Origin of the sequence: Alcaligenes endophyticus (assembly GCF_026344035.1) — a bacterium.
In the GTDB taxonomy this organism is placed as follows: Bacteria; Pseudomonadota; Gammaproteobacteria; order Burkholderiales; family Burkholderiaceae_B; genus Alcaligenes; species Alcaligenes endophyticus.
In genome coordinates this window covers 648,421-668,495 of the sequence record NZ_JAPKND010000001.1, presented here as the reverse complement: position 1 = coordinate 668,495, position 20,075 = coordinate 648,421, and the positions used below count along the sequence as shown (strand labels likewise).

Annotated in this window: 18 protein-coding genes; 13 read left to right on the top strand and 5 right to left on the bottom strand. The window is 50.1% G+C overall.

The features are described 5' to 3' along the window. Window positions 1-16 precede the first annotated feature (16 nt). The gene (gene tssA, locus OSH01_RS03020; RefSeq protein ID WP_266122560.1) at window positions 17-1,660 is read left to right on the top strand and encodes a type VI secretion system protein TssA; all 1,644 of its coding nucleotides are present in this window, start codon (window positions 17-19) and stop codon (window positions 1,658-1,660) included. Window positions 1,661-1,897: 237 nt separating this feature from the next. Here tssA and OSH01_RS03015 read toward each other — a convergent pair whose 3' ends face one another. From OSH01_RS03015 to OSH01_RS03000, 4 genes are read right to left on the bottom strand one after another with little or no spacing between them, the layout of a single operon-like run. Next, window positions 1,898-2,878, bottom strand: a complete 981-nt coding sequence (locus OSH01_RS03015; protein WP_266122559.1) for a Bug family tripartite tricarboxylate transporter substrate binding protein — start codon at window positions 2,876-2,878, stop codon at window positions 1,898-1,900. Between the two features lie 37 nt (window positions 2,879-2,915). Next, window positions 2,916-3,938 (bottom strand): cyclase family protein, encoded by a 1,023-nt coding sequence (locus tag OSH01_RS03010; RefSeq protein ID WP_266122558.1) that lies wholly within the window; start codon window positions 3,936-3,938, stop codon window positions 2,916-2,918. A 26-nt stretch (window positions 3,939-3,964) separates the two neighbouring features. After that, a complete protein-coding gene (locus OSH01_RS03005; RefSeq protein WP_266122557.1) occupies window positions 3,965-5,476 on the bottom strand; it encodes a class I adenylate-forming enzyme family protein in 1,512 nt (503 codons plus the stop codon). A gap of 35 nt (window positions 5,477-5,511) precedes the next feature. Beyond that, on the bottom strand, window positions 5,512-6,699 hold the full coding sequence (locus OSH01_RS03000) for an acyl-CoA dehydrogenase family protein (protein WP_266122556.1): 1,188 nt from the start codon (window positions 6,697-6,699) through the stop codon (window positions 5,512-5,514). Window positions 6,700-6,835: 136 nt separating this feature from the next. Here OSH01_RS03000 and OSH01_RS02995 point away from each other — a divergent pair, with 136 nt between their 5' ends. Together OSH01_RS02995 and OSH01_RS02990 are read left to right on the top strand one after the other, a co-directional pair. Continuing rightward, window positions 6,836-7,633 (top strand): IclR family transcriptional regulator, encoded by a 798-nt coding sequence (locus tag OSH01_RS02995; RefSeq protein WP_266122555.1) that lies wholly within the window; start codon window positions 6,836-6,838, stop codon window positions 7,631-7,633. A 621-nt stretch (window positions 7,634-8,254) separates the two neighbouring features. After that, window positions 8,255-9,427 carry an ATP-binding protein gene (locus OSH01_RS02990; protein WP_266122554.1) on the top strand — a complete coding sequence of 391 codons (1,173 nt, stop codon included), beginning with the start codon at window positions 8,255-8,257 and terminating at the stop codon, window positions 9,425-9,427. 45 nt (window positions 9,428-9,472) lie between these two features. Here OSH01_RS02990 and OSH01_RS02985 read toward each other — a convergent pair whose 3' ends face one another. Then, on the bottom strand, window positions 9,473-9,919 hold the full coding sequence (locus tag OSH01_RS02985) for a nucleoside deaminase (protein WP_266122553.1): 447 nt from the start codon (window positions 9,917-9,919) through the stop codon (window positions 9,473-9,475). 227 nt (window positions 9,920-10,146) lie between these two features. On the opposite strand from OSH01_RS02985, the gene OSH01_RS02980 reads away from it, so the two are divergent. The 10 genes from OSH01_RS02980 (at window position 10,147) to OSH01_RS02935 (ending at window position 19,937) form a co-directional block, all read left to right on the top strand. Further along, complete coding sequence (locus tag OSH01_RS02980) at window positions 10,147-11,127, top strand: Bug family tripartite tricarboxylate transporter substrate binding protein (protein WP_266122552.1); 981 nt, start codon at window positions 10,147-10,149, stop codon at window positions 11,125-11,127. A 30-nt stretch (window positions 11,128-11,157) separates the two neighbouring features. Then, window positions 11,158-11,874, top strand: coding sequence for a GntR family transcriptional regulator (locus tag OSH01_RS02975; RefSeq protein ID WP_266122551.1), 717 nt, complete (start codon window positions 11,158-11,160; stop codon window positions 11,872-11,874). Then, the gene (locus OSH01_RS02970) at window positions 11,871-12,845 is read left to right on the top strand and encodes a VOC family protein (RefSeq protein WP_266122550.1); all 975 of its coding nucleotides are present in this window, start codon (window positions 11,871-11,873) and stop codon (window positions 12,843-12,845) included. The genes OSH01_RS02975 and OSH01_RS02970 overlap by 4 nt, the downstream gene beginning before the upstream one ends. Continuing rightward, window positions 12,842-13,276 (top strand): lipocalin-like domain-containing protein, encoded by a 435-nt coding sequence (locus OSH01_RS02965; RefSeq protein ID WP_266122549.1) that lies wholly within the window; start codon window positions 12,842-12,844, stop codon window positions 13,274-13,276. Before OSH01_RS02970 ends, OSH01_RS02965 begins: the two co-directional genes overlap by 4 nt. A 40-nt stretch (window positions 13,277-13,316) precedes the next feature. Further along, window positions 13,317-14,138 carry an alpha/beta fold hydrolase gene (locus OSH01_RS02960; RefSeq protein WP_266122548.1) on the top strand — a complete coding sequence of 274 codons (822 nt, stop codon included), beginning with the start codon at window positions 13,317-13,319 and terminating at the stop codon, window positions 14,136-14,138. Between the two features lie 4 nt (window positions 14,139-14,142). Then, window positions 14,143-14,937 carry a 2-keto-4-pentenoate hydratase gene (locus OSH01_RS02955; RefSeq protein ID WP_266122547.1) on the top strand — a complete coding sequence of 265 codons (795 nt, stop codon included), beginning with the start codon at window positions 14,143-14,145 and terminating at the stop codon, window positions 14,935-14,937. A 30-nt stretch (window positions 14,938-14,967) separates the two neighbouring features. After that, window positions 14,968-15,930, top strand: coding sequence for an acetaldehyde dehydrogenase (acetylating) (locus tag OSH01_RS02950; protein WP_266122546.1), 963 nt, complete (start codon window positions 14,968-14,970; stop codon window positions 15,928-15,930). Then, window positions 15,930-16,967, top strand: coding sequence for a 4-hydroxy-2-oxovalerate aldolase (gene dmpG, locus OSH01_RS02945; protein WP_266122860.1), 1,038 nt, complete (start codon window positions 15,930-15,932; stop codon window positions 16,965-16,967). Before OSH01_RS02950 ends, dmpG begins: the two co-directional genes overlap by 1 nt. Before the next feature lie 63 nt (window positions 16,968-17,030). Then, on the top strand, window positions 17,031-17,813 hold the full coding sequence (locus tag OSH01_RS02940; RefSeq protein WP_266122545.1) for an SDR family NAD(P)-dependent oxidoreductase: 783 nt from the start codon (window positions 17,031-17,033) through the stop codon (window positions 17,811-17,813). Window positions 17,814-17,957: 144 nt separating this feature from the next. Continuing rightward, window positions 17,958-19,937: a hypothetical protein gene (locus OSH01_RS02935; RefSeq protein ID WP_266122544.1), complete on the top strand. Its 1,980-nt coding sequence runs from the start codon at window positions 17,958-17,960 to the stop codon at window positions 19,935-19,937. The last annotated feature ends 138 nt before the right edge of the window (window positions 19,938-20,075 follow it).

Sequence of the window (20,075 nt, the reverse complement as noted above, 5' to 3'; positions counted from 1 at the left end):
CTTTACCCCTGCTGCCATGATGACCACTGTTACAACACTGTTTACACCCATCTCTGACGCCTCCCCCGCTGGTAGCGAAGCGCGCTCTAGCGACGCGTACGAAGTCGTGGCGAGCGAGATGGAAAAGCTCACCAGCCTGTCTGCCACCGCGCCTATCGACTGGGCTCTGGTAGAAAAGCAAGGTAGCGAGCTGCTTGCCACCCAAAGTAAAGACTTTATGCTAGCAGCATGGGTCAGTGCAGCGTGGGTGGAGCGCCATGGTATTGACGGCTTGCTGGCCGGAATCGAACTGCACGCACACTATATCGAGCACTATTGGGAAACCGGTTTCCCCCCGCTGAAACGCATACGCGGACGGCGCAATGCCTTAACTTGGTGGGTAGAGCGCAGTACGGCATGGCTAAGTAATCAAACCCTGCCGCCCCTTGAGCCACAGACTTGGACAGCCTTGGTCGAGGCGGCTGAAAAAATCGACCGGACGCTTTCCGACAAAGACCCTGAAGGGCCCGTGTTGAGCAGCTTTGTGCGCCAACTCAAATCGCTCGATGTGATCGAGCAGGCGGCCGTGCCGGAAGCCGCTGACGAGCCGGCTCAAGCACCCGCGCCCCAGCCGGAACAAGCGGCTCAGCCCAATGCTACCCCGGTTGCTCGTGAGCCATCCACAACATCAGTAGCTCCACCAGCGCCATCACAAACAGCCAGTATCAGCATACCGACATTGCCGATGACGCCGCAGAACTTGGCATCGATAGATGACATCATTCACGCCCTGGGCCCTGTGAACCAAGCGCTAGGGCAACTGGGCGCCGCCCTAATGGCGGTGGATCGTTTTAATCCTTTAGCCATCGAAATGAATCGTTTCGCGGCCCGCAGCACCCTGATACAAAGCCCGCCTGCCCAGCAAGGCGCCACCGCCCTGATGCCTCCACCCGTGGCGATTATGGACGCCTACCAAGTCGTGTGTGGTACCGGCAATGCAGACGGCATTATCGAGTTTTGTGAATCCCGCCTGCCCACCTTTCCATTCTGGCTAGACCTCGACTACCAATCAGCACGTGGGTTTGCCATGCAAGAGGCGCGTGGAGCCCCCATGCGCCAAGCGATTATTAAAAACGTCCTAGCTTTTCTTGAGCGACTGCCCGGCATTGAACACCTAACCTTTTCTGATGGCACGCCGTTTGCCAGCAACGAAACGCAGCAGTGGTTAGACGAATGCCGTGCGCAACAGGCTGGCAGCGCAGGCGGTGATGGCGCAGATAACGCGTTTGACCGCGCAAAAGAAATAGCGCAAACAGGCAAAGCCAGCGAGGCTATGGGCATCTATCACGACTTGTCGCGTCAAACCTCTGCCCGCCGCGACCAGTTCCGTGCCCGCATTGCCATGGCTGAACTATTTATCAGCACACGCGGTGATGCCGACCCCATCCCCTACGTGCAGGCCTTGGCAGACGACTGCCAGCATTACCATCTTGCCGACTGGGAGCCCGAACTAGCGGCCCAAGCTTGGAAAACCATTTTAGACGCCTGTCGCCAAGTCATCGCATCACCCACCTTGCGTGACGACCCCACCAAGCACGCGCGCTATCACCAGTTGCACGAACAGGCCTTACAACAACTGGCCACCATCGACTTTCCTGCGGCCATGCGATACGGCGTTTGAGCACCGTCAATACTTACAAAAACCGCTATTTAAGGCATTGTTTCACAGTGTCTATTAGCCAGGAGTGTGTTTTAGATCATTCATCCATGAAGCAGATATGGGCCTATTATGCCGTAGTCCTGCAAGGGCCCTTAAGGGCTGCCTCGAAAGAAGAAACCCAACTTATAATGCTGGGTTCTCTTGTAATACCTAAGCCTTAATGGGCGTGGTGGTTATGTGTGTTCGAAGTGGAGACGTTTAGTCCAGAGCAACGTCTGCGATCTCCACCACTTCACCCCACCGTTTATACTCACTAGCAATGTAGTCCTTGTATTCGGTCGCGCTACCTCCCAGTACGATAGTGCCTTGTTGAGCGAGCTTCGTTTGAACTTGGGTAGTTTGTAGGGCTTTATTGATGGCGTTATTAAGTATGGTGACAAGCTCTGTTGGCGTACCAAGAGGTGCCACAATGCCCTGCCAAGCAAGGCTTTCAAAACCAGGAATTAAGCTTTCAGATAAAGTCGGTACATCTGGCATAGCGGGGGTGCGCTCCTTGCTGGTCACTGCTAGCGCCTTTAGCTGACCTGCCTTTACGGGTGAGATAGCTGTATTTAATGTTGTGGTGGTAAATTGCGTAGCTCCAGCGATTAAATCTACTTGGGCAGGTGCTGTGCCTTTATATGGAACATGCACAGCTTTGGCATTGACTGCGCTCAGCATATGCGCCGCTGTAAGGTGCTCAATCGCCCCTGTTCCCGAAGAGGCGTAGTTATAGTGGTCAGGCGTAGCCAACAGTAAATTGATCAATTCCTGGGGTGAGCCAGCATTAACATTTGGATTAATCGCCAAGACCAACGGTACCGCGGCGGTTAATGCAATGGGGGTGAAATCGGTCAGGGGATCAAACCCGACTTGTTGATACACCCAAGGAGCGATCACAATAGATGAGGTGTTATACAGCAAGGTATAACCATCTGCCGGTGCCTGCTTTAACATTGCTGCGGCGATGTTACCTGCTGCGCCTGCCTTATTTTCTACAATTATGGGTTGCTTAAGTTCCTTACCCATTTCTTCGGCAATAATTCTTGCCACGACATCTGTGGGACCCCCAGGGGCAAAGCCAACCAACAGGCGTATCGGTTTTGTAGGCCACGTGTTTGCATGAGCTGGGCTGAAGCTGCCTAGGCAAGCAGATAGCGCTGAACAAGAAATGGCGATGGAACGAATTAGTTTTATCATGTCTCCCCTACCTTTATGTAAATGTAATAGGTGGTTGTTAAACCGTTGCGATCGGGTTTAGCGGCGACCCTACTGCACCGGGTAAATACAACGGTGGTGCTGTTAGCATGAATGCGTGACGATTATTTTTTTGCAACCACTGTGCTAAGTCGCTTAGATACCAAAGCTCACCTAAATGTATGCCTAATTTAAACAGGCATAGTTCATGTAAAGGTAAAAGGGCGTGGCATCCATCACCTTGGAAATCGTAAGGGCGATGTTCTACCGCATAGTTGTCGGCAATAAGAGCGGACAGTCCACTCTGAGTGACCCATTGACGTAGTGCGGGGTCAAAACCGTCCAGTACGGAGCAAGAGGCAGCAAGTCTATCGGCATCGGGCTTGCCGCCCATAGACATCACGACATCGGTAAAGCCAGTATGTAAACAAACCATATCTCCTGGCCGTATATCGATACCGTCTATCTCTATAATTTTTTGTATTTCCTTGCCACCCACTAGCTTTCTCACATCACCGAAATGACGTCGTAAGTCAATCATGACAGCCCTACCTTGAACACCATGCTGGGCCATATGCTCAATGCCTAGGCGATGAGCATGTGACGAACCGTCTGGGGTGTGTGCGGGATGAGAGAAATGTTCTTGTGGCTTGTAGCCGTTATAAAATATTTTCTCGGCTGTTCCGTCCCCATCAGCGTCAAAGTGCGAGCCTATATGCGACAGTGCATCCCACTGAGTAGAATACTGTAAGCTCATCGTAACCATGTCATCGCAGGCAACATCGGTGGTGTTGTGATCATCTTTAAATGAGTGCAGGTAAACTTGCTTCCCATCGGTTCGGGTCGTAGCAGTAAGTTTCGGGGGGTGGCGAGCGGGGTTTAATACGCTCCCTCCGGGCATGTCCAAGGGTAAACTTAGGCTAAATACCTTACCTACTTTTACCTCTTTGATCGCTTCTAGAACTTTATTGGGTGTTATTAAGTTCAACCGTCCTAGTTGATCATCGTCACCAAACTCGCCCCAGTTAGAGCCCTCTGGTCTATTTTTCCAGCGTTTCATCATTGTCTCCTGTGTGTAGCCTATTTCAATTAACGCGGATCCACGGTATCTATTACTTCTGTCTGTAAAGCAGATAGCTCATATCTTTTGACTTTTTGTGTTTCTGTTTTAGGAATAGCGTCAATAAACGAAAAATAGCGAGGAAGCATAAATGCGGCAATACGTTCGGCTAAGAAAGAACGTAGTTCTTGAGGTGGCACGGGAGTGTTGACCACTACCACTGCTTTCACCTCTTCGCCCATTATTTCGTCATCAACGCCAATTACGGCACAGTCCAATACGGCTGGATGTTTGAGTAGCTGTTGTTCAATTTCTGTGGGGGCGATCATTTCTCCCCCTCTACGAATCAGCTCTTTGATACGGCCATCAAAGTAGAGATAGCCATCCTCGTCAAGGTAGCCTCGATCGCCGGTATACAACCATCCATCCTTCAGCGTTGTCGCTGTGCTTTCAGGATTGTTCCAGTATTCGCTAAAAAATACGCCTTTCTTTTTTGAATACGCAGTAATTTCCCCTTTTTGACCCATAGCAACAGGCGTGCCGTGTTCATCTCTAATGCAAATGCGGATGTTCGGACGCTCCCTGCCCACTGAGCCTACTCGGGTGTGTTCTTGGGTGTTCATCGTGACCCAACCACCAGTTTCAGTCATACCATATAGCTCATTCACATTGATGCCATAGCGCTCACTGACTTCATTCCAGACCCTCGCCGGAGCTCCGCCTCCCACGCACCAACGCAGACCATGATTGTGCTCTGCTGTAGGGTGGTGTTTTTCTAGTATGGATAGCACTGTACCCACATAGGTAAAGCCGGTGGCTTCATAGTGTCGTGCTTCATTAAAAAACTGGCTGGCTGAAAAACGAGGTAATAGAATCATGGTGGCTCCACTCACTAATGTGGAGCTGACCGCGTACATTTGCGGATTCGCATGGAATAGGGGCAGGAATACCAAGATGCGATCTTGCCGTGTGAGTTGTAATGATTTCACCATGTCGTGGCCAGCAGATACATAGGCTTGATGGGGCAATACCGCCCCTTTGGGCAGACCTGTGGTACCAGATGTGTAAAGTATGCTGTTGGCTGCTAATAGGTCGGTGCTATGGCCTCCTACCCGGCCAGAAGGTGTTGTTGTACCGCAGGAGGTTTCCATAGAGTCGTTGATGAGGACCGTAACTATGTCTGTGCTCAACTGCTGAAGGTCATTAAGCCGCAATTGTTGTAAAGACGGTTCAATGAGTAAAGTTTTAGCCTCACTTTGACCTAAGATATAGCGCAAGCTATCACCTACTAACGACACATTCAGCGGTACACAAACCGCCCCTAGCTCGTTAATAGCAAACCAACTAATTAGAAATGCCGGGCGATTACTGCATAACAAAGCAACCCGACTACCAGCTGTAACACCTTTTGCTTGCAACTGTAGGGCCAAGGTTGATACCAACTGAGCCATCTGAGCATAGCTGAACTCTGTGTCCCCATACACTAGGAATACTTTGTCGCCTTGTTTAGTCGCATGCTCATATAAATAATTAGTGATCACGTTATAGTCCTTTTCGGATCGTTAATGCTCAACGTTTAATAGGTGGCGAGGTTTTTCTTTGAAAATTGAATCAAGTGTTTGCCGAGTGTGTTTTTTAAAATTTCAGATGAACCCCCTGCGATTTCATAGGCTTTCGCATCTCGCAGATAGCGCCCTAATGGCGCATTTTCGGTAACGCCGTAAGCACCACAAATTTGTATGGCTTTTTCTGCGCAGCGCGTAGCAACTTGGCTGGCTAGCAACTTAGCTTGGCTGGACCACCTATCTATGTCTTTATGCTGGTCCAGAGCGTTTGCCGCCTCGTAAACAAGTAGGCGGGCTGCGTCTATGTGGCTCATCATGTCGGCGAAATACCATTGGATACCTTGAAAATCGAGTACATGTTGATCAAATGCTTTTCGTGCTGCCGCAAAGCGTAGCGCGTGGTCAAAAGCTGCGCGAGCGATGCCGATGCTAATAGCACCGGCTACCGTCCTAGAGAAATCAAGGGTGGTCAGAGCTTGCCGTATCCCTTTACCCTCGGTGCCAATCAAATGATCTTCTGGAACAATGACTTCATCTAAAATTAAATCAACATGTGGGCCGTTACGCAGCCCAAAAGTGCTCGCGTTTTTTCCCTCTTCAGTGGAAATTCCAGGTAGCTGAGCAGGTACAAAAAACGTCGAAACGCCAACGGGAGTTTGCGCCAAAATAATATAGGCCTCCGCTGCAGAGCCAGAAGTGATAAATGACTTTCTTCCTTGCAGTCGCCATCCGTTGGCAACCCGATAAGCTTTGGTATCTAGTTGTCGAATGTCGCTACCGTGATTGGCCTCTGTTAAAGCATACGAAGTGATCAAGCCCTGTTTGAATTGGGGTAAAACCAGTTCTTGTAATGATGGAGCGCCAAATAGCTTAATGATCGTTTGAGCCTGCAAGATGGTAATTAGACTGATTCCCACCGCAGCGCTAGCATAAGAGGCCTCCTCAAACAATGCAGTGCACTCTTGGAAACTAGCTTTTTGGCCACCCCATTGCTCATCCAGAAGTAGGGAGGTGTAGCCTTTTCGGGCCAACCGCTTGACCGACTCTAAGGGATACAGGTCGTCGCGATCAATAAGCTCCGCAAAAGGTATGACGTCTTGGCTGACCGCCTCTCTTAAGTCGTTAAGGAATTTTGGGCTAACCCTATCGCCCCACAATTGATGGCTCCAGCTATATGTTTCGTTGCTTGCGTGGTTCATTTTGCGTCCCGGCCTTGCCTAAGTTAAGCTGCTTTAGACTCTACTAGGACAGTAGGATAAACTTATCAATTACACGAAAAAGTTCCGCAAGACGGAAATATAGTCCCGCAAGGCAGAACGGGGGAGAGGAGGCAGTATGGGAAAGCAGCTCGTTAAGCGCAGTGAATTAAGCAGTTCGGATACCGTGCAAAGCGTTAGTAGAGCGCTTGAGATACTGCATATTTTGTCGTTCAACGTATCATCGACAGGGATGCGGTTTTCCGACTTACAGGCTCAGAGCGGTCTGAGTAAAGGCACCTTGCATCGCCTGCTTAAATCTTTAGTGGTAAGTGGATTTGTCGAGCAAGCGGCAGGCAGTCGCATGTATTATTTGGGGTTAGAGTTCTTATCAATGGGCGAGCGAGCAGCTAATCGACTAGATATAAGAGCCATTACACAGACTAGCTTGCAAAGACTCGCCGTTGCTACGGGCGATACGGTGATGTTGACTATACGTAGCGGCTTAGACGCGGTATGTATTGACAGACGCGAAGGTGCTTTTCCGGTCAAAGCCTTAACCCAAAGTATTGGTACCCGGCGTCCTTTAGGCGTTGGCTCAGGGGCGTTGGCCTTATTAGCAGCGTTGTCAGATGAAGAGGTTCAGAATGTATTACGACGAAATAGTTATCGGCTATCCTCTTACCCCGGCGTTACATTGGAGCTCTTGCTTCAGGCCATCACCGAAACGCGCGAGTGCGGCTATGCCTTCAACCCTGGGCACTTATTAAAGGGTATGTGTGGCATAGGGGTGACGATTTATTTGGCTAAACAGCCTGTGGCCGCCCTGAGCATCGCAGCAAGCGTAGGGAGAATGCAGTTGAGTCGACGCCGAGAAGTCGCGGCCATGCTCAAGAATGAGGCTACCCGTATTTCTGAAGAGCTCAGTGAACATTAAAAAGCGTTAATTATTCGCTTCATTAGCAGTCTATCGGTTTTTAACCCGCACTAAACGTATCCCACTTTTCCGGAAATGTTGCTTTGAAGTCCGTGACTAAGTCGATGCAGTCTTGGTCGTTCAAAATGGTAACGTACACCCCTTTCTGGCGTAGCCAGTCGACTTAGTTAAAGAGCAGCAAAGAATGGAACAGAACTTCATGGATCCGACTCGCTTGGCGTACCGCGAGCGGCCATCGCGACTCATTAAGAGAAAGATATATATAGAACTATATATAGTTATAAAGAATTTAAAAGAAGTCGTTTGTTTGTGTTGAGGATAACCAGTAGTCTTTTTACAGTAGAGTTATGAGACGGCATCACATAGCCAAAGAACAGCATAGAACCACATAGAACTTCACAGAACTCCATAGAAATTTACAGAACTGTTTAGCTTTCTAGGAGAGTGGCGACAATTTAGTCCTAGCAAAGAGGACAGTAGATAGCACCTAATAGATAGAGCGGAGTGATAATTTATAACTTACGGCTAAGTAAGAAGGTACGCTGACACTAGGTAGTGTTCTCGCTAGAGCGAAAGCACTAATTTTTTGGTATCAACAAATTTGCGCTATGGAGTAGTTAAATGAATCCCGTATCTAACCCTTTTACGCCAGGTGCCGGAACGAAGCCTCCAGAGCTAGCAGGCCGGGATGAAGTAGTTAACAACGCTACTATCGCTATACAAAGGGCTAACGCAGGAAACCAGCCGCGATCTCAGATGCTTTTAGGGCTAAGGGGCGTTGGAAAGACTGTGCTTTTAAATAAGATAGAAGAAATCGCAAAAACACATGGGCATTACACAAGCTACATAGAAGCAGATGAGAAAATAGATTTAATAGAATCTCTCAACCTCCAGGTGCAGCAACTACTAAAAAAGCTATCTGGTTTAGAAGCTGCGAAACATTACATTTCTAAAGCTTGGGGGGTTTTTAAGTCATTTTTATCTAATTTTAATTTTACTTATGGTGATTTAAGCATAAATGTTGAAGCAGAGATTGGTGCTGCTGATAGCGGTAGGCTTGAGTCCGATTTGGCTGAGCTTTTCCTAACCATTGGGGAGCTATTAAAAAATACTGGAGTTGCTTGGACTATTTTGATAGATGAAGTTCAATATTTATCAGAGAAAGACTTGTCTGCGCTTATTGTTGCATTGCATCGTTGCAACCAGAAAATTTATCCCATAGTATTTTTTGGGGCTGGACTGCCTCAACTTGCCGCTATGTCAGGTGATGCAAAATCATATGCAGAACGACTATTTTCGTATCCTAAGGTCGGAGCATTAACAGAAAAAGAGGCGTATTCTGCGATTTCAACTCCCATTTTTAATTTAAAAGAGTCAATATCTTTAGACGCCCTTTCATTTATATATAAAAAAACAAAAGGATACCCATACTTTATTCAAGAGTGGGGGTCTGAGGTATGGAATCAAGCAGAACACGCTAAGGAAATATCAAAAAGTGATGCTGAAAGTGCCTCTGAGGCTGTATTTAATAGTCTGGATAATGGTTTTTTTAACGTTCGCTTAGACAGGTTAACAGCCAGAGAAAAAGAGTATGTAAGAGCTATGGCTTCATTAGGTGAAGCCCCTTATAAGTCAGTGGATGTGGCCAAGGCTATGCAATCAAATATAAAATCGTTAAGCTTAATTAGGTCGTCAATAATAAAAAAAGGCATGATATATAGCCCTTCGTATGGGGAAGTTGCTTTTACTGTTCCTCTCTTTGATGACTTTCTCTTGCGTAATATCAGTGATTAGTGGGGAAGCGCTGGGATCGGACTCCTAGTCGTCATCTACTACACCCTAACCCGCACTAAACGTCTCCCACTTTTCCGGAAATGTTGCTTTGAAGTCAGAGACTAAGTCGATGCAGTCTTGGTCATTCAAAATGGTGACGTCCACCCCTTCTTGACGTAGCCAGTCGACAGCGCCTGCGTAGTGCTGGTTTTCGCCGACGACAATTTTTCGTATGCCGCTAATAAGGGCTGCACCGGCGCACATGGGGCAGGGGGCTTCAGTGGCATAGAGAACAGCCTGATTGCCTGCTGGCAAGGGGCGTTTCAAATAGGGGGCCAAACAATTGGTTTCTGCATGCGAGAAATACTCGCCATCTTGTAGCTGACGATTACGCCCTTTTGCTACCACCACCCCACCGTCTACCAAAGCAGACCCAAAAGGCATGCCGCCTTCGGCGACGCCTAAGCGGGCTTGCTCTAGGGCTACAAGTAAAAAGTCGCGATCAGTTTTCATGGTGTAGGTCCTTATACCAAGATAGCGGCGGCTGCCTTCCTTGGGCTGAGTAATAAGTGTAGAAGTAATTAGCTTACTAGCAAAGTATGTCATGCGCTCAGGGTAATTACGTATGATGTTTTCCTTTGGTGCTACATTAATAATTATGTATGATGTAATTAAATACATGGTTTGTTTTAGGTGCTAACAAAGAAGCGCTGAGGTAATCGGTGCGATGGAGACATTCAATGAGTAGTTTGAAAAAGTTAGTCAACGCTGCCGCAGCATTGACATTGTTTTTTACTGGAGTGGGTCAGGCTGCGGCTGATCAGGCTTACCCTGAGCGTCCTATACGATGGATCGTTCCCTACTCACCAGGTGGTGGTACTGACTTTACGGCGCGTTATTTGTCTACGCAGATGAAGGACTTTCTTCAGGGGCAGTCTTTCGTCGTTGAAAACAGGGCAGGTGGAGCCACGGTGATTGGTATGCAAACCACTGCTCGGGCTCCTGCTGATGGTTACACCATTGCTATCGCAACAGACACCTTAATTGCCAACCCTTACCTTTTAAAATCAGTGCCTTACGAGGTTAGTGATTTTGAGCCCGTGGGCACGTTGTTGGTTTCCCCCTTAGTGTTACTCGCCAAGCCGGATGCGCCGGTTAATACCTTAGAAGAGGCATTCGCGTGGATTAAAGACAGCAAGCAGCCATTGACATACGGCAGTTGGGGAATTGGGTCTACCGCTCATTTGGCGGGTGAAGATCTTAGCGATCGCTTGGGCGCAGAAATGATTCATGTTCCGTATCAAGGGGCGGCAGCTTCCGTCGTAGCCATGCTGGGCGGTGAATTAGATTTGTTATTAACCAGTGCAAACGTTGCCCTGCCGCACATTATCGATGGCAAACTTAAGGCATTGGGGGTCACTACCAAAGAACCCATTGCTCAATTGCCAGGCGTACCAGCACTAGCCTCGGTTTTGCCTGACTACGAAATGGTGGCTTGGATTGGTGTGGTGGGCCCTAAGGGGATGCCTAAAAGCGCGGTAGATAAGCTGTCAGCTGCTTTTGCTGAGCAGTTGAGTAACCCCGAGGTGATTAAGACCTTTTTGGATCGGGGTGAAGTGATTTCGTTCCGTACGCCCGAAGAGTTTTCGACCTTATTGGAACAAGATTCGGTGCGCTTAAAGGACATTATAGAGAAGCGAAAAATTTTGCTCGACAATTAGACGGCAAATTGACTATTTAAAAGGTTACCAATGGTGGATTTAAGCGGCGCATTTCTGAATACAAATGAGTCGGTAACGGCACGTGCAACGACAGACTTTGTCGAGGGCTTACGTGCCCAGATTATCGCAGGCAGTCGCGCTCCCAACTCTAGGGTGCAACTAGACGAATTGAAAAAAAGCTTCAATTTAAGTCTTAGTCCTATCCGAGAAGGGCTCTCCCATTTGGTAGCCGAAGGATTCTTAGTAGCCAATGGGCAGAGGGGCTACCGAGTAGCACCCTTATGCCTAGAAGAGTTCATGGATCTGCAAAAAATCCGCATTGATTTAGAAATTAAGGCGTTACAAGAGTCGATACGCTTAGGGGATGAAGCCTGGGAGCTGAGTTTAATGGCGGCCTTTAAACGCTTACAAAACTTCGAGAGCAGGCGTTGGGCTTCTGAGGAGGTAGGAAGCTGGGAAGAGCGGCATCACGTATTTCACGAGACGCTTATCAGCGCCTGTCATTCGCCTTTATTGATCCGCTTTTGCCACATCTTGCACCAAATGTCGGACCGCTACCGGCGTGTGTGCCTACGCAATCGCGAGCCCGATCATCGCGTGACGCAAGAGCATGAGCAACTGTACGAGGCCGCCTACGCACGCAATGCGGAGCGGGCCAGCGAGATCCTCAGAACACATATCGAACGTACTGGAAAAAACGTTCTGGCGGTGATGCAAAGCCAGCTAGACAAGGAGAAGACAGGATGATTGATGGGTTAGCCTATGTCGTAGTCAGAACCAACGACCTAGAGGCATGGACAGAAATGGCTGTCTCGCAGGTGGGTATGCAGGCCACGGTGCTTGAGGCCGGTAAAAGTGTGCATTTACGACTGGATGAGAAAGCCCAACGCTTAGTGGTGTTGGCGGAACATACAAAACCTAGTCTTACTATGGGATTCAGCGTGGCGGGCGAGGCCGAGCTGACGCAGTTAGAGCAAGCTCTCAGTGATGCCGGTGTGGCGTGGCAGCCATCGACTCAAACCGAACGCCAGCTAAGACAGGTGCAAGGCTTAATTTACTTTCAGGACCCCGATGGAAACCCACTAGAAGCCGCCTATGGCTTACAAAATGCAGATTCACCTTTTCAGGGAGGTCGACCCACAGGGGGCTTTCGAACAGGTGATCTTGGCATGGGGCATGTGGCGCTAAAAGCAGGCAAGTACGAGGAAATGCTGGCGTTCTACCGGGGTGTTCTGCAGTTTCGCTTAAGTGATAGAGCCACCAAGCCATTTAAAGTTGAATTTTTACATGTTAATCCACGCCATCACACCATTGGTATTGCCGATGCGGGGACAGGCCCTGGCATTTACCACTTGATGGTCGAATACCGCGATTTTGATGACATTGGTCGATCTTACGATTTGGCCTTAGCACAGCCCGAGCAAATAGGGGTCAGCCTGGGACGCCATATCAACGATCACGTCACCTCGTTTTATTTAAAAACCCCTGATGGTTGGATGCTAGAGCTGGGGTGGGCTGGGCGCGTGATTGGTCCCGATTGGCAAGTTGAGGAGCTACCGGGTTTAAGCCTGTGGGGACATGATAGAACATGGTTACCGGACAATTTACGTGAGGACGCACGACAAATACTGAAAGAGCTGTCCGCACGTGGTGTACGCGCACCGTTAGCGCTACCGCCAGAATTGCCCCAAAAGGACAGTAATAAGGAGTCGTTATGAAGGTGGATGTAGTAGGACGTTGGGATATCGTGACTTTTGAGCAGGCTTACGATGACGGACGGCGAGTATTGCCTTTTGGTGAGCACATAGAAGGCTTTGTGCGGTATGTCGAAGATGGCGACATGATTGTGTTTATTGCACGTAAAGAGCGGGCCCACTTTGTGCAAGGAGGGCAGTGGAATGCGCCAGACGTAGAAAAAGCAGCCGCTTATAACAGCGTATTAAGTTACGCAGGCCGTTGGACGCTGGACGGTGATGTTGTTACTCATCACGTGGACTTTAGCGTATTCCCCAACTGGGTTGGAGGTGTGCAAAAACGCAAAGTGCGTGTGCTCGAGAACGGTGATATAGCGTTAGAAGCGCGCCTTGAGGCGGACACATCTGAAGCACGTACGGCACGGCTAGTGTGGCGACGTCGACCCACTAAGTGATGTATACAGCGATCCCTCTCACCTATTTTTAAGCAACGCTATGAATACTTTTAATCCTGAGATCGGTCAGAAAATTCAAACTGGCGATATCGTGACTAACTACCAAGACGCGGGCGATGGCCCCCCTATTTTACTATTGCACGGTTCCGGGCCCGGAGTCAGTGGTTGGGCTAACTGGCGTGGTGTATTAACCGAGCTGGCGGATCAGTACCGTTTGATTGCACCAGATTTGGCTGGTTTTGGATACACCGAAGTGCCCAGTGATATTCAGTACACCCGAGAGCGCTGGTTACAGCAAATTTTGGATTTTCTAGATGCCTTAGGTTTAGAAAAAGTGCATGTCATCGGTAACTCGTTTGGCGGCTCTATGGCCTTAGCGCTGGCGATCCACCACCCCGAACGAGTACATAAAGTCGTGCTGATGGGCAGTGTGGGCGTGCCCTTTGAGCTGACGCCCGGTTTAGATGCGGTCTGGGGCTACGAGCCCTCGATAGAGAACATGCGTGCCCTAATGGCCGAGACCTTTGCCTACGATGCCAGTCTTATTAATGATCAGTTAGTGCAATCACGTCATATCGCTAGCTTGCGTACACAGGAAGCTTTTGCGTCTATGTTTCCTGCGCCGCGGCAGCGTTGGGTGCAGGCAATGGCACATTCAGAGCAAGATATTCGTAGTATTCGGCATCCTGTTTTGATGGTGCATGGTCGTGACGACAAAGTCATTCCAGTGTCTACATCGTTAACTCTGCACGAATGGATAGATGATAGCCAAGTGCATTTGTTTAGTCGTTGTGGCCATTGGACCCAAATTGAAAAAGGGGCCCAGTTTTGCCGTTTAGTACGTGATTTTTTTGCGGAGTAAAGCAATGAACGCAAACTTACTACATCAGGAAGCGGCGCAATCGCTACGTCAGGCAGCAGCCACAGAAAACTATATCTCGCCCCTTAGAAACACCTATCCTGAGCTTACAGCAGCCGATGCCTACGCCATTCAAAAAATTAATACGGACTTACGGCTGCAGGCCGGAGCTCGCATTGTAGGCAGCAAAATAGGCTTAACATCGCTCGCGGTACAGCAACAACTGGGTGTAGATCAGCCTGACTACGGCGTCTTACTGGACGATATGTGGTTTGGTGAAGGACAGCCTATTTCCATGTCCTGCTTACATCAAGCGAAAGTAGAGGCCGAAGTGGCCTTTGTGCTGGGGCGTGACCTAGATATGGAGCGTCCCAGCCTTATCGACGTATTAAGAGCTGTTGAGTTTGCCGTCCCAGCCTTAGAAATAGTAGGCAGCCGCATCGCCAATTGGGATATCCGCTTCGTGGACACTGTGGCAGATAATGCATCTGCCTCGGCGTTTGTGCTGGGTGGCAGCCCAAAAAAGCTGGATCAATTGGATTTGCGCGCCAGCAGCATGACGCTTAGTTGTGATGAGCAGCCAGCAGTATCCGTGGGAAAAGGGGCAGACTGCCTAGGGCATCCCTTAAACGCTGTCGTGTGGCTAGCGCGCACAATGGTGCAAGTAGGGGCTCCCCTACAGGCAGGGCATGTCGTGTTATCGGGAGCCTTAGGCCCCATGGTGAACGTTCAGTCAGGTAAGCGTTACACGGCTCATATTGAAGGGCTAGGTAATGTGACGGCTCTTTTTGACCACGCGTAATGGGTGCGCCAAGGTATTACAGGTGAAGCAATGAGTAAAAAACTAAAGGCCGCCATCATAGGCAGCGGCAATATTGGCACGGATTTGATGATTAAAATTCTGCGCCATGCAGAAAATATCGAGATGGCTGCCATGGTTGGCATTGACCCTGCATCGGATGGCCTAGCACGCGCCAGTCGTATGGGTGTGGCAACCACCCACGAAGGGGTACAAGGCTTGATGGCTTTGCCCATATTTGAAGAGATAGATATCGTCTTTGATGCGACGAGTGCGGCAGCGCACGTGCAAAATGATGCCTTGCTACGCAGTAAAAAGCCCGCCTTACGCATGATAGACCTGACCCCAGCCGCGATTGGCCCAGCGTGTATACCTGTGGTGAATGGCGAGCAGCACGTGAATGCCTTGAACGTTAATATGGTCACCTGCGGAGGCCAGGCCACCATACCTATTGTGGCGGCAGTGGCGCAGGTGGCTACTGTGCATTACGCGGAAATTATTGCCTCTATTGCCAGCAAAAGTGCAGGGCCAGGTACCCGCGCCAATATTGATGAATTCACTGAAACCACGTCCAGAGCTATCGAGCAAGTGGGCGGAGCGAGTAAGGGTAAAGCGATTATTGTCTTAAACCCGGCGGAGCCTCCTTTGATCATGCGCGATACGGTGTACACCTTAAGCCAAATGGCAGACGAGACGAAGGTTGCCAAAGCTATCGAGGACATGGTGGCGCGCGTGCAAGCGTATGTGCCAGGGTATAGGCTGAAACAAGCCGTGCAATTTGAGCGTATTGAGCAAGCCATACGTATTCCAGGTGTGGGCGCTGCCATGACAGGGTTAAAAACCTCGGTGTTTCTAGAAGTTGAAGGCGCGGCTCATTACCTCCCTGCCTATGCAGGTAATCTAGATATTATGACTAGTGCTGCCTTACGCATAGCAGAATCTATGGCAGCGAGTAGATGCACAGAGGTGATGCAAAATGGACAAGGAGCGGCATGATGGCGAACGATAAAAAAATTTATATCTCAGATGTCACCTTACGTGATGGTAGCCACGCTATTCGTCATCAATACTCGGTCGAGCAAGTTAAACAAATTGCTCAGGCTCTAGACCAGGCTGGTGTTGACTCCATCGAAGTGGCCCATGGCGACGGTTTGCAGGGTTCCAGTTTCAACTATGGTTTTGGGGCACATACCGATCTTGAATGGATTGCAGCGGTAGCCAGTGTGGTACAGCGAGCCCAGATAACCACGCTACTCATTCCGGGTATTGGAACCGTGCATGACTTAAAAGCTGCCTACGAGGCAGGAGTAAGAGTCGTCAGGGTCGCTACCCACTGTACCGAGGCGGATGTCTCTCGCCAACATATTGAGTATGCACGCCACTTAGGTATGGAAGCGGTCGGTTTCTTAATGATGAGTCACATGAACACCCCGCAAGGCCTAGCACAACAAGCCAAACTCATGGAAAGTTACGGCGCTACATGTTGTTACGTGGTTGATTCCGGTGGGGCATTAGGCATGCAAGATGTGCGTGACCGTTTCCGGGCCTTTAAAGACATTCTCAAGCCCGAGACTCAAACGGGCATGCACGCCCATCACAACCTTAGTTTAGGGGTGGCTAACTCCATCGTTGCCGTTGAGGAAGGATGTGACCGAGTAGATGCCAGCCTAGCCGGTATGGGGGCGGGGGCGGGTAATGCACCACTAGAAGTGTTTATCGCTGCCGCTGAGCGCATGGGTTGGAACCACGGCACAGACTTATACAAGCTAATGGATGCCGCCGACGATATCGTGCGCCCCTTACAGGATCGTCCAGTCAGGGTAGACCGTGAAACCTTGGCCTTAGGCTATGCAGGTGTTTATAGCTCATTCTTGCGCCATTCCGAGCAAGCCGCCGCACGATATCAGCTGAAAACCGTTGATATTTTGGTTGAACTCGGTCGTCGTCGCATGGTAGGCGGGCAGGAAGACATGATTGTGGATGTGGCTTTAGATTTACTGAAACGTCAGACTGAGGCAAGTGCTCAGTTGTGAGCACACCGTTATTCGATTAAAAAATATGGGGCTTAACCGCCCCTTTACAACGAGAAGAAAACCATGAGTGGACAAGAAGTGTATACCTCACAGGCGCTGGCTAACCGTGTGGCCATCGTAACGGGAGCAGCGGGGGGATTGGGCACAGCGATAGTTGCGCGCTTAAGCGCGATGGGAGCGATCGTCGTGGCAGTGGACAAGCATTCGGTGCAAGTAGCCGGCGCTCAGTTGTCACAAGCTTGTGATATCAGCGTAGAGTCAGACATCGAAGCGTTAGCGCAGACCGTTATGGCTCAATTTGGCCGTTGTGACATTTTGGTGAATAATGCCGGCATCATGCCTGCGGGCTTACCAACCCTAGATCAGTTGCCGGTAGAGCAGTGGGATAACATCATGAATGTGAACCTGCGCGGCACCTTCCTGTGTAGCAAGCATTTGGTACGCCCCATGTTGGCACAAGGCGGTGGAGCCATTGTTAACCTATCGTCGATTACCGCACGATTGCCGAATGACGTGGGGCCTTATGGGGCAAGTAAAGCAGGTATTTTAGGGTTGACCAGACAAATGGCCACAGAATGGGGGCCGCAAGGCGTGCGTGCTAACTCCGTTAGCCCGGGCATGATACGTACCCCTATGGCCGAGGAATACTATCAAAACCAAGCCTTGTACCAAAAACGCGTACAAAACATTCCAAGCCGTAGGGTAGGGCACCCTGATGAGGTGGCCGATGTCGTTGCCTTTTTGGTCAGCGATGCAGGACGTTACATTAATGGGCAGGATATTGTGATTGATGGCGGCTTTATGCGTTCTGCCTTACTAGGGATGTTACCAGCTTCTTTAAGCTAAGCGACGTCGGGGACAAGGCGTATTGAAATACACGCGTGTGGGACAAAAACGCCCACCCCAACGTAACAAAACATTGCTTTTAATCAATAAATGTTTCTGATTTGTATGTTTTTATAACATTTCGTCTCTTTGATGGAGTGTGTTATGAAAACTTGTCTAGGTTTAGTGGTAACCCTTTTTGCGGTCAAGGCAGCCTATGCCGTGCCTACACCTGTGCACACCATAGAACGTGAACAGGATTTTGGTAGCGGTAGTGTGTATGAAGTCCATTCCCTACCGTTACAGGTTAAAGGTCTTGTTGATACCGACAAGGCCTTTTTTATATGGTGGGATGCCCACATACAGGTGGATCAGGGCGCACGGCTGGGGTTAAGCGGTGAGATGCGTAATCCTAAAGCCAGAACCAGCACCATTTATAAAACCGGTGCAGGGGCCTTAGAGATGGCAGGCGAATCCTATTTAACCGGTAATGTGGTGGTTAAAGAAGGCAGCCTGGCCGTGAAAAGTAGCAGCGCGTTTAGAGACATGCAGCAAGGAATACGGCTCATGCCAGGTACCCGCTTGGAATACAGCCCGGGTGTAAGCGTAGGGGGGCAGATTTACCTGACTAAGCAGGCGGACCAAGCCCTAACTTGGCACGTTAACGAAGGCTGGGCCGAGCAGTTAGGCGATATACATGGCGATGGCGTGCTACATAAAACCGGCGCGGGCCAATTGCGCTGGCCCGAACAGCTACGCAATAACTTTAACGGGCTGGTGGTGGTGCAAGAGGGTAGCTTGCTGTTTGCCAACTTGATGCCGGGCTCTATCCATGTCCAGGCAGAGCTTCACGCACAAAGTGGTGCCGTGCAGAACCTGCGCCTATTACCAGGGGCCCGTATGTATTTTACCGGCCCTAGCCCTGCCTTGATGACCGTGCGGCGGGGCTTCACGCTAGCCCCTGATAGCGAACTGGTGTTACGTGTATGGCCAGATGGCAGCCACGATGCCTTAGACACCTATAGCTCTCAACTAGCCGGTACCTTACAAGTACGAGCTCAACCCGGCGAGTGGCAGCACGAGCAGGCCTATATCATCGTCCGTGCCCAAGACATCGTAGAAGGGGAACTCAGCCAGCTAGTACTGAATCGTGACGAGCTAGAGGCAAGCCTAGATTACGAGCCCCAAGCAGTACGATTACGCATTAGCCCACGCGTAGGCCTGGAGGCAGCCCCCACACCCGTTCAGCGTGGCTTACGTCATCCTTATAACGCCATCTACAGTAGTGTGGCCCAAGACGTCACCGAGCTCGCCCGTATACAGCGTAGCCAAGTGGCCAACAATACAGAACAAAAGTGGTGGGCATGGGCCCAGCATCGGGGCCAGCATCATTTGCGCGTGGGCAACGGTGATCAGCTATCACGGCATGCAGAATGGTTAGCCTTAGGGTACACACAGCCTATGCGTAGCGGAGCTAAGCTGTCAGTAGCCATGGCGTCTATTCAGCAACGTTGGCAAGGGGCGGGTAAGGGGGCAAGCCAGCGCAGTAACGCCCACTCAGCGCAACTGGGGCTGTTGTATAGCCAGCCTTTTCAAAAAGTATGGCAAGCACAAGCCGGCCTAGCGCTAGGGTGGCACCATCTGCGCGACCAAGGCACCTTAGGGGCAGCCAGCCAAACCCTAAGCAGCCGCCATGCCCATGCTCAACTGGCCTATACCCTGTGGCAAACCAGCGAGCAACAATGGGACGTATGGGGGCGTTGGGACAGCGTTCACATCAAACCCCCTACCTTGTCCTTAGCCAACGCCGACCGCCTACAGGTACAGCAACGCTGGCAGCATCAGCCCGGGCTAGGGCTAAGTTGGAATTGGCATAAAAAAAGCTGGGCAATGCCAGCTTCCATTATGTTCAATCTAGGGTGGCACGCCAGCCCTGCCAGCGTTCGTAGCACCATTGTAGATGCCGCCCACCGCCCAGTAGTAGATCAAAGCCCTTACAAACTAGGGGCAAGCTGGGCCTGGTCAGCCAATGTACAAAGCCCGCTAGGTAAACGGGGAACCTTAGCCTTGCACTATATGGGCAGCCACAGCCGCAACGGCGGGCCCGACCACGGCATAGGCCTGCAATACCAAGCCTCATTCTAAAAGGGGGGCACACCCATAAGGCTAAGCTAGCACTGGGGGTGTGCTAGCTGAATGAAGGCTTATCTATAGCGAAGGTAAAACCCTATTATTCTAAAAATATAATTAGAAATTACATCTACCCTAAACGGGGTAATTAAT

Coding starts and splice junctions, on each gene's coding strand:
- tssA (WP_266122560.1), top strand. CDS start 17: ATGATGACCACTGTTACAACACTGTTTACACCCATCTCTGACGCCTCC.
- OSH01_RS03015 (WP_266122559.1), bottom strand. CDS start 2,878: ATGATAAAACTAATTCGTTCCATCGCCATTTCTTGTTCAGCGCTATCT.
- OSH01_RS03010 (WP_266122558.1), bottom strand. CDS start 3,938: ATGATGAAACGCTGGAAAAATAGACCAGAGGGCTCTAACTGGGGCGAG.
- OSH01_RS03000 (WP_266122556.1), bottom strand. CDS start 6,699: ATGAACCACGCAAGCAACGAAACATATAGCTGGAGCCATCAATTGTGG.
- OSH01_RS02995 (WP_266122555.1), top strand. CDS start 6,836: ATGGGAAAGCAGCTCGTTAAGCGCAGTGAATTAAGCAGTTCGGATACC.
- OSH01_RS02990 (WP_266122554.1), top strand. CDS start 8,255: ATGAATCCCGTATCTAACCCTTTTACGCCAGGTGCCGGAACGAAGCCT.
- OSH01_RS02985 (WP_266122553.1), bottom strand. CDS start 9,919: ATGAAAACTGATCGCGACTTTTTACTTGTAGCCCTAGAGCAAGCCCGC.
- OSH01_RS02980 (WP_266122552.1), top strand. CDS start 10,147: ATGAGTAGTTTGAAAAAGTTAGTCAACGCTGCCGCAGCATTGACATTG.
- OSH01_RS02975 (WP_266122551.1), top strand. CDS start 11,158: ATGGTGGATTTAAGCGGCGCATTTCTGAATACAAATGAGTCGGTAACG.
- OSH01_RS02970 (WP_266122550.1), top strand. CDS start 11,871: ATGATTGATGGGTTAGCCTATGTCGTAGTCAGAACCAACGACCTAGAG.
- OSH01_RS02965 (WP_266122549.1), top strand. CDS start 12,842: ATGAAGGTGGATGTAGTAGGACGTTGGGATATCGTGACTTTTGAGCAG.
- OSH01_RS02960 (WP_266122548.1), top strand. CDS start 13,317: ATGAATACTTTTAATCCTGAGATCGGTCAGAAAATTCAAACTGGCGAT.
- OSH01_RS02955 (WP_266122547.1), top strand. CDS start 14,143: ATGAACGCAAACTTACTACATCAGGAAGCGGCGCAATCGCTACGTCAG.
- OSH01_RS02950 (WP_266122546.1), top strand. CDS start 14,968: ATGAGTAAAAAACTAAAGGCCGCCATCATAGGCAGCGGCAATATTGGC.
- dmpG (WP_266122860.1), top strand. CDS start 15,930: ATGGCGAACGATAAAAAAATTTATATCTCAGATGTCACCTTACGTGAT.
- OSH01_RS02940 (WP_266122545.1), top strand. CDS start 17,031: ATGAGTGGACAAGAAGTGTATACCTCACAGGCGCTGGCTAACCGTGTG.
- OSH01_RS02935 (WP_266122544.1), top strand. CDS start 17,958: ATGAAAACTTGTCTAGGTTTAGTGGTAACCCTTTTTGCGGTCAAGGCA.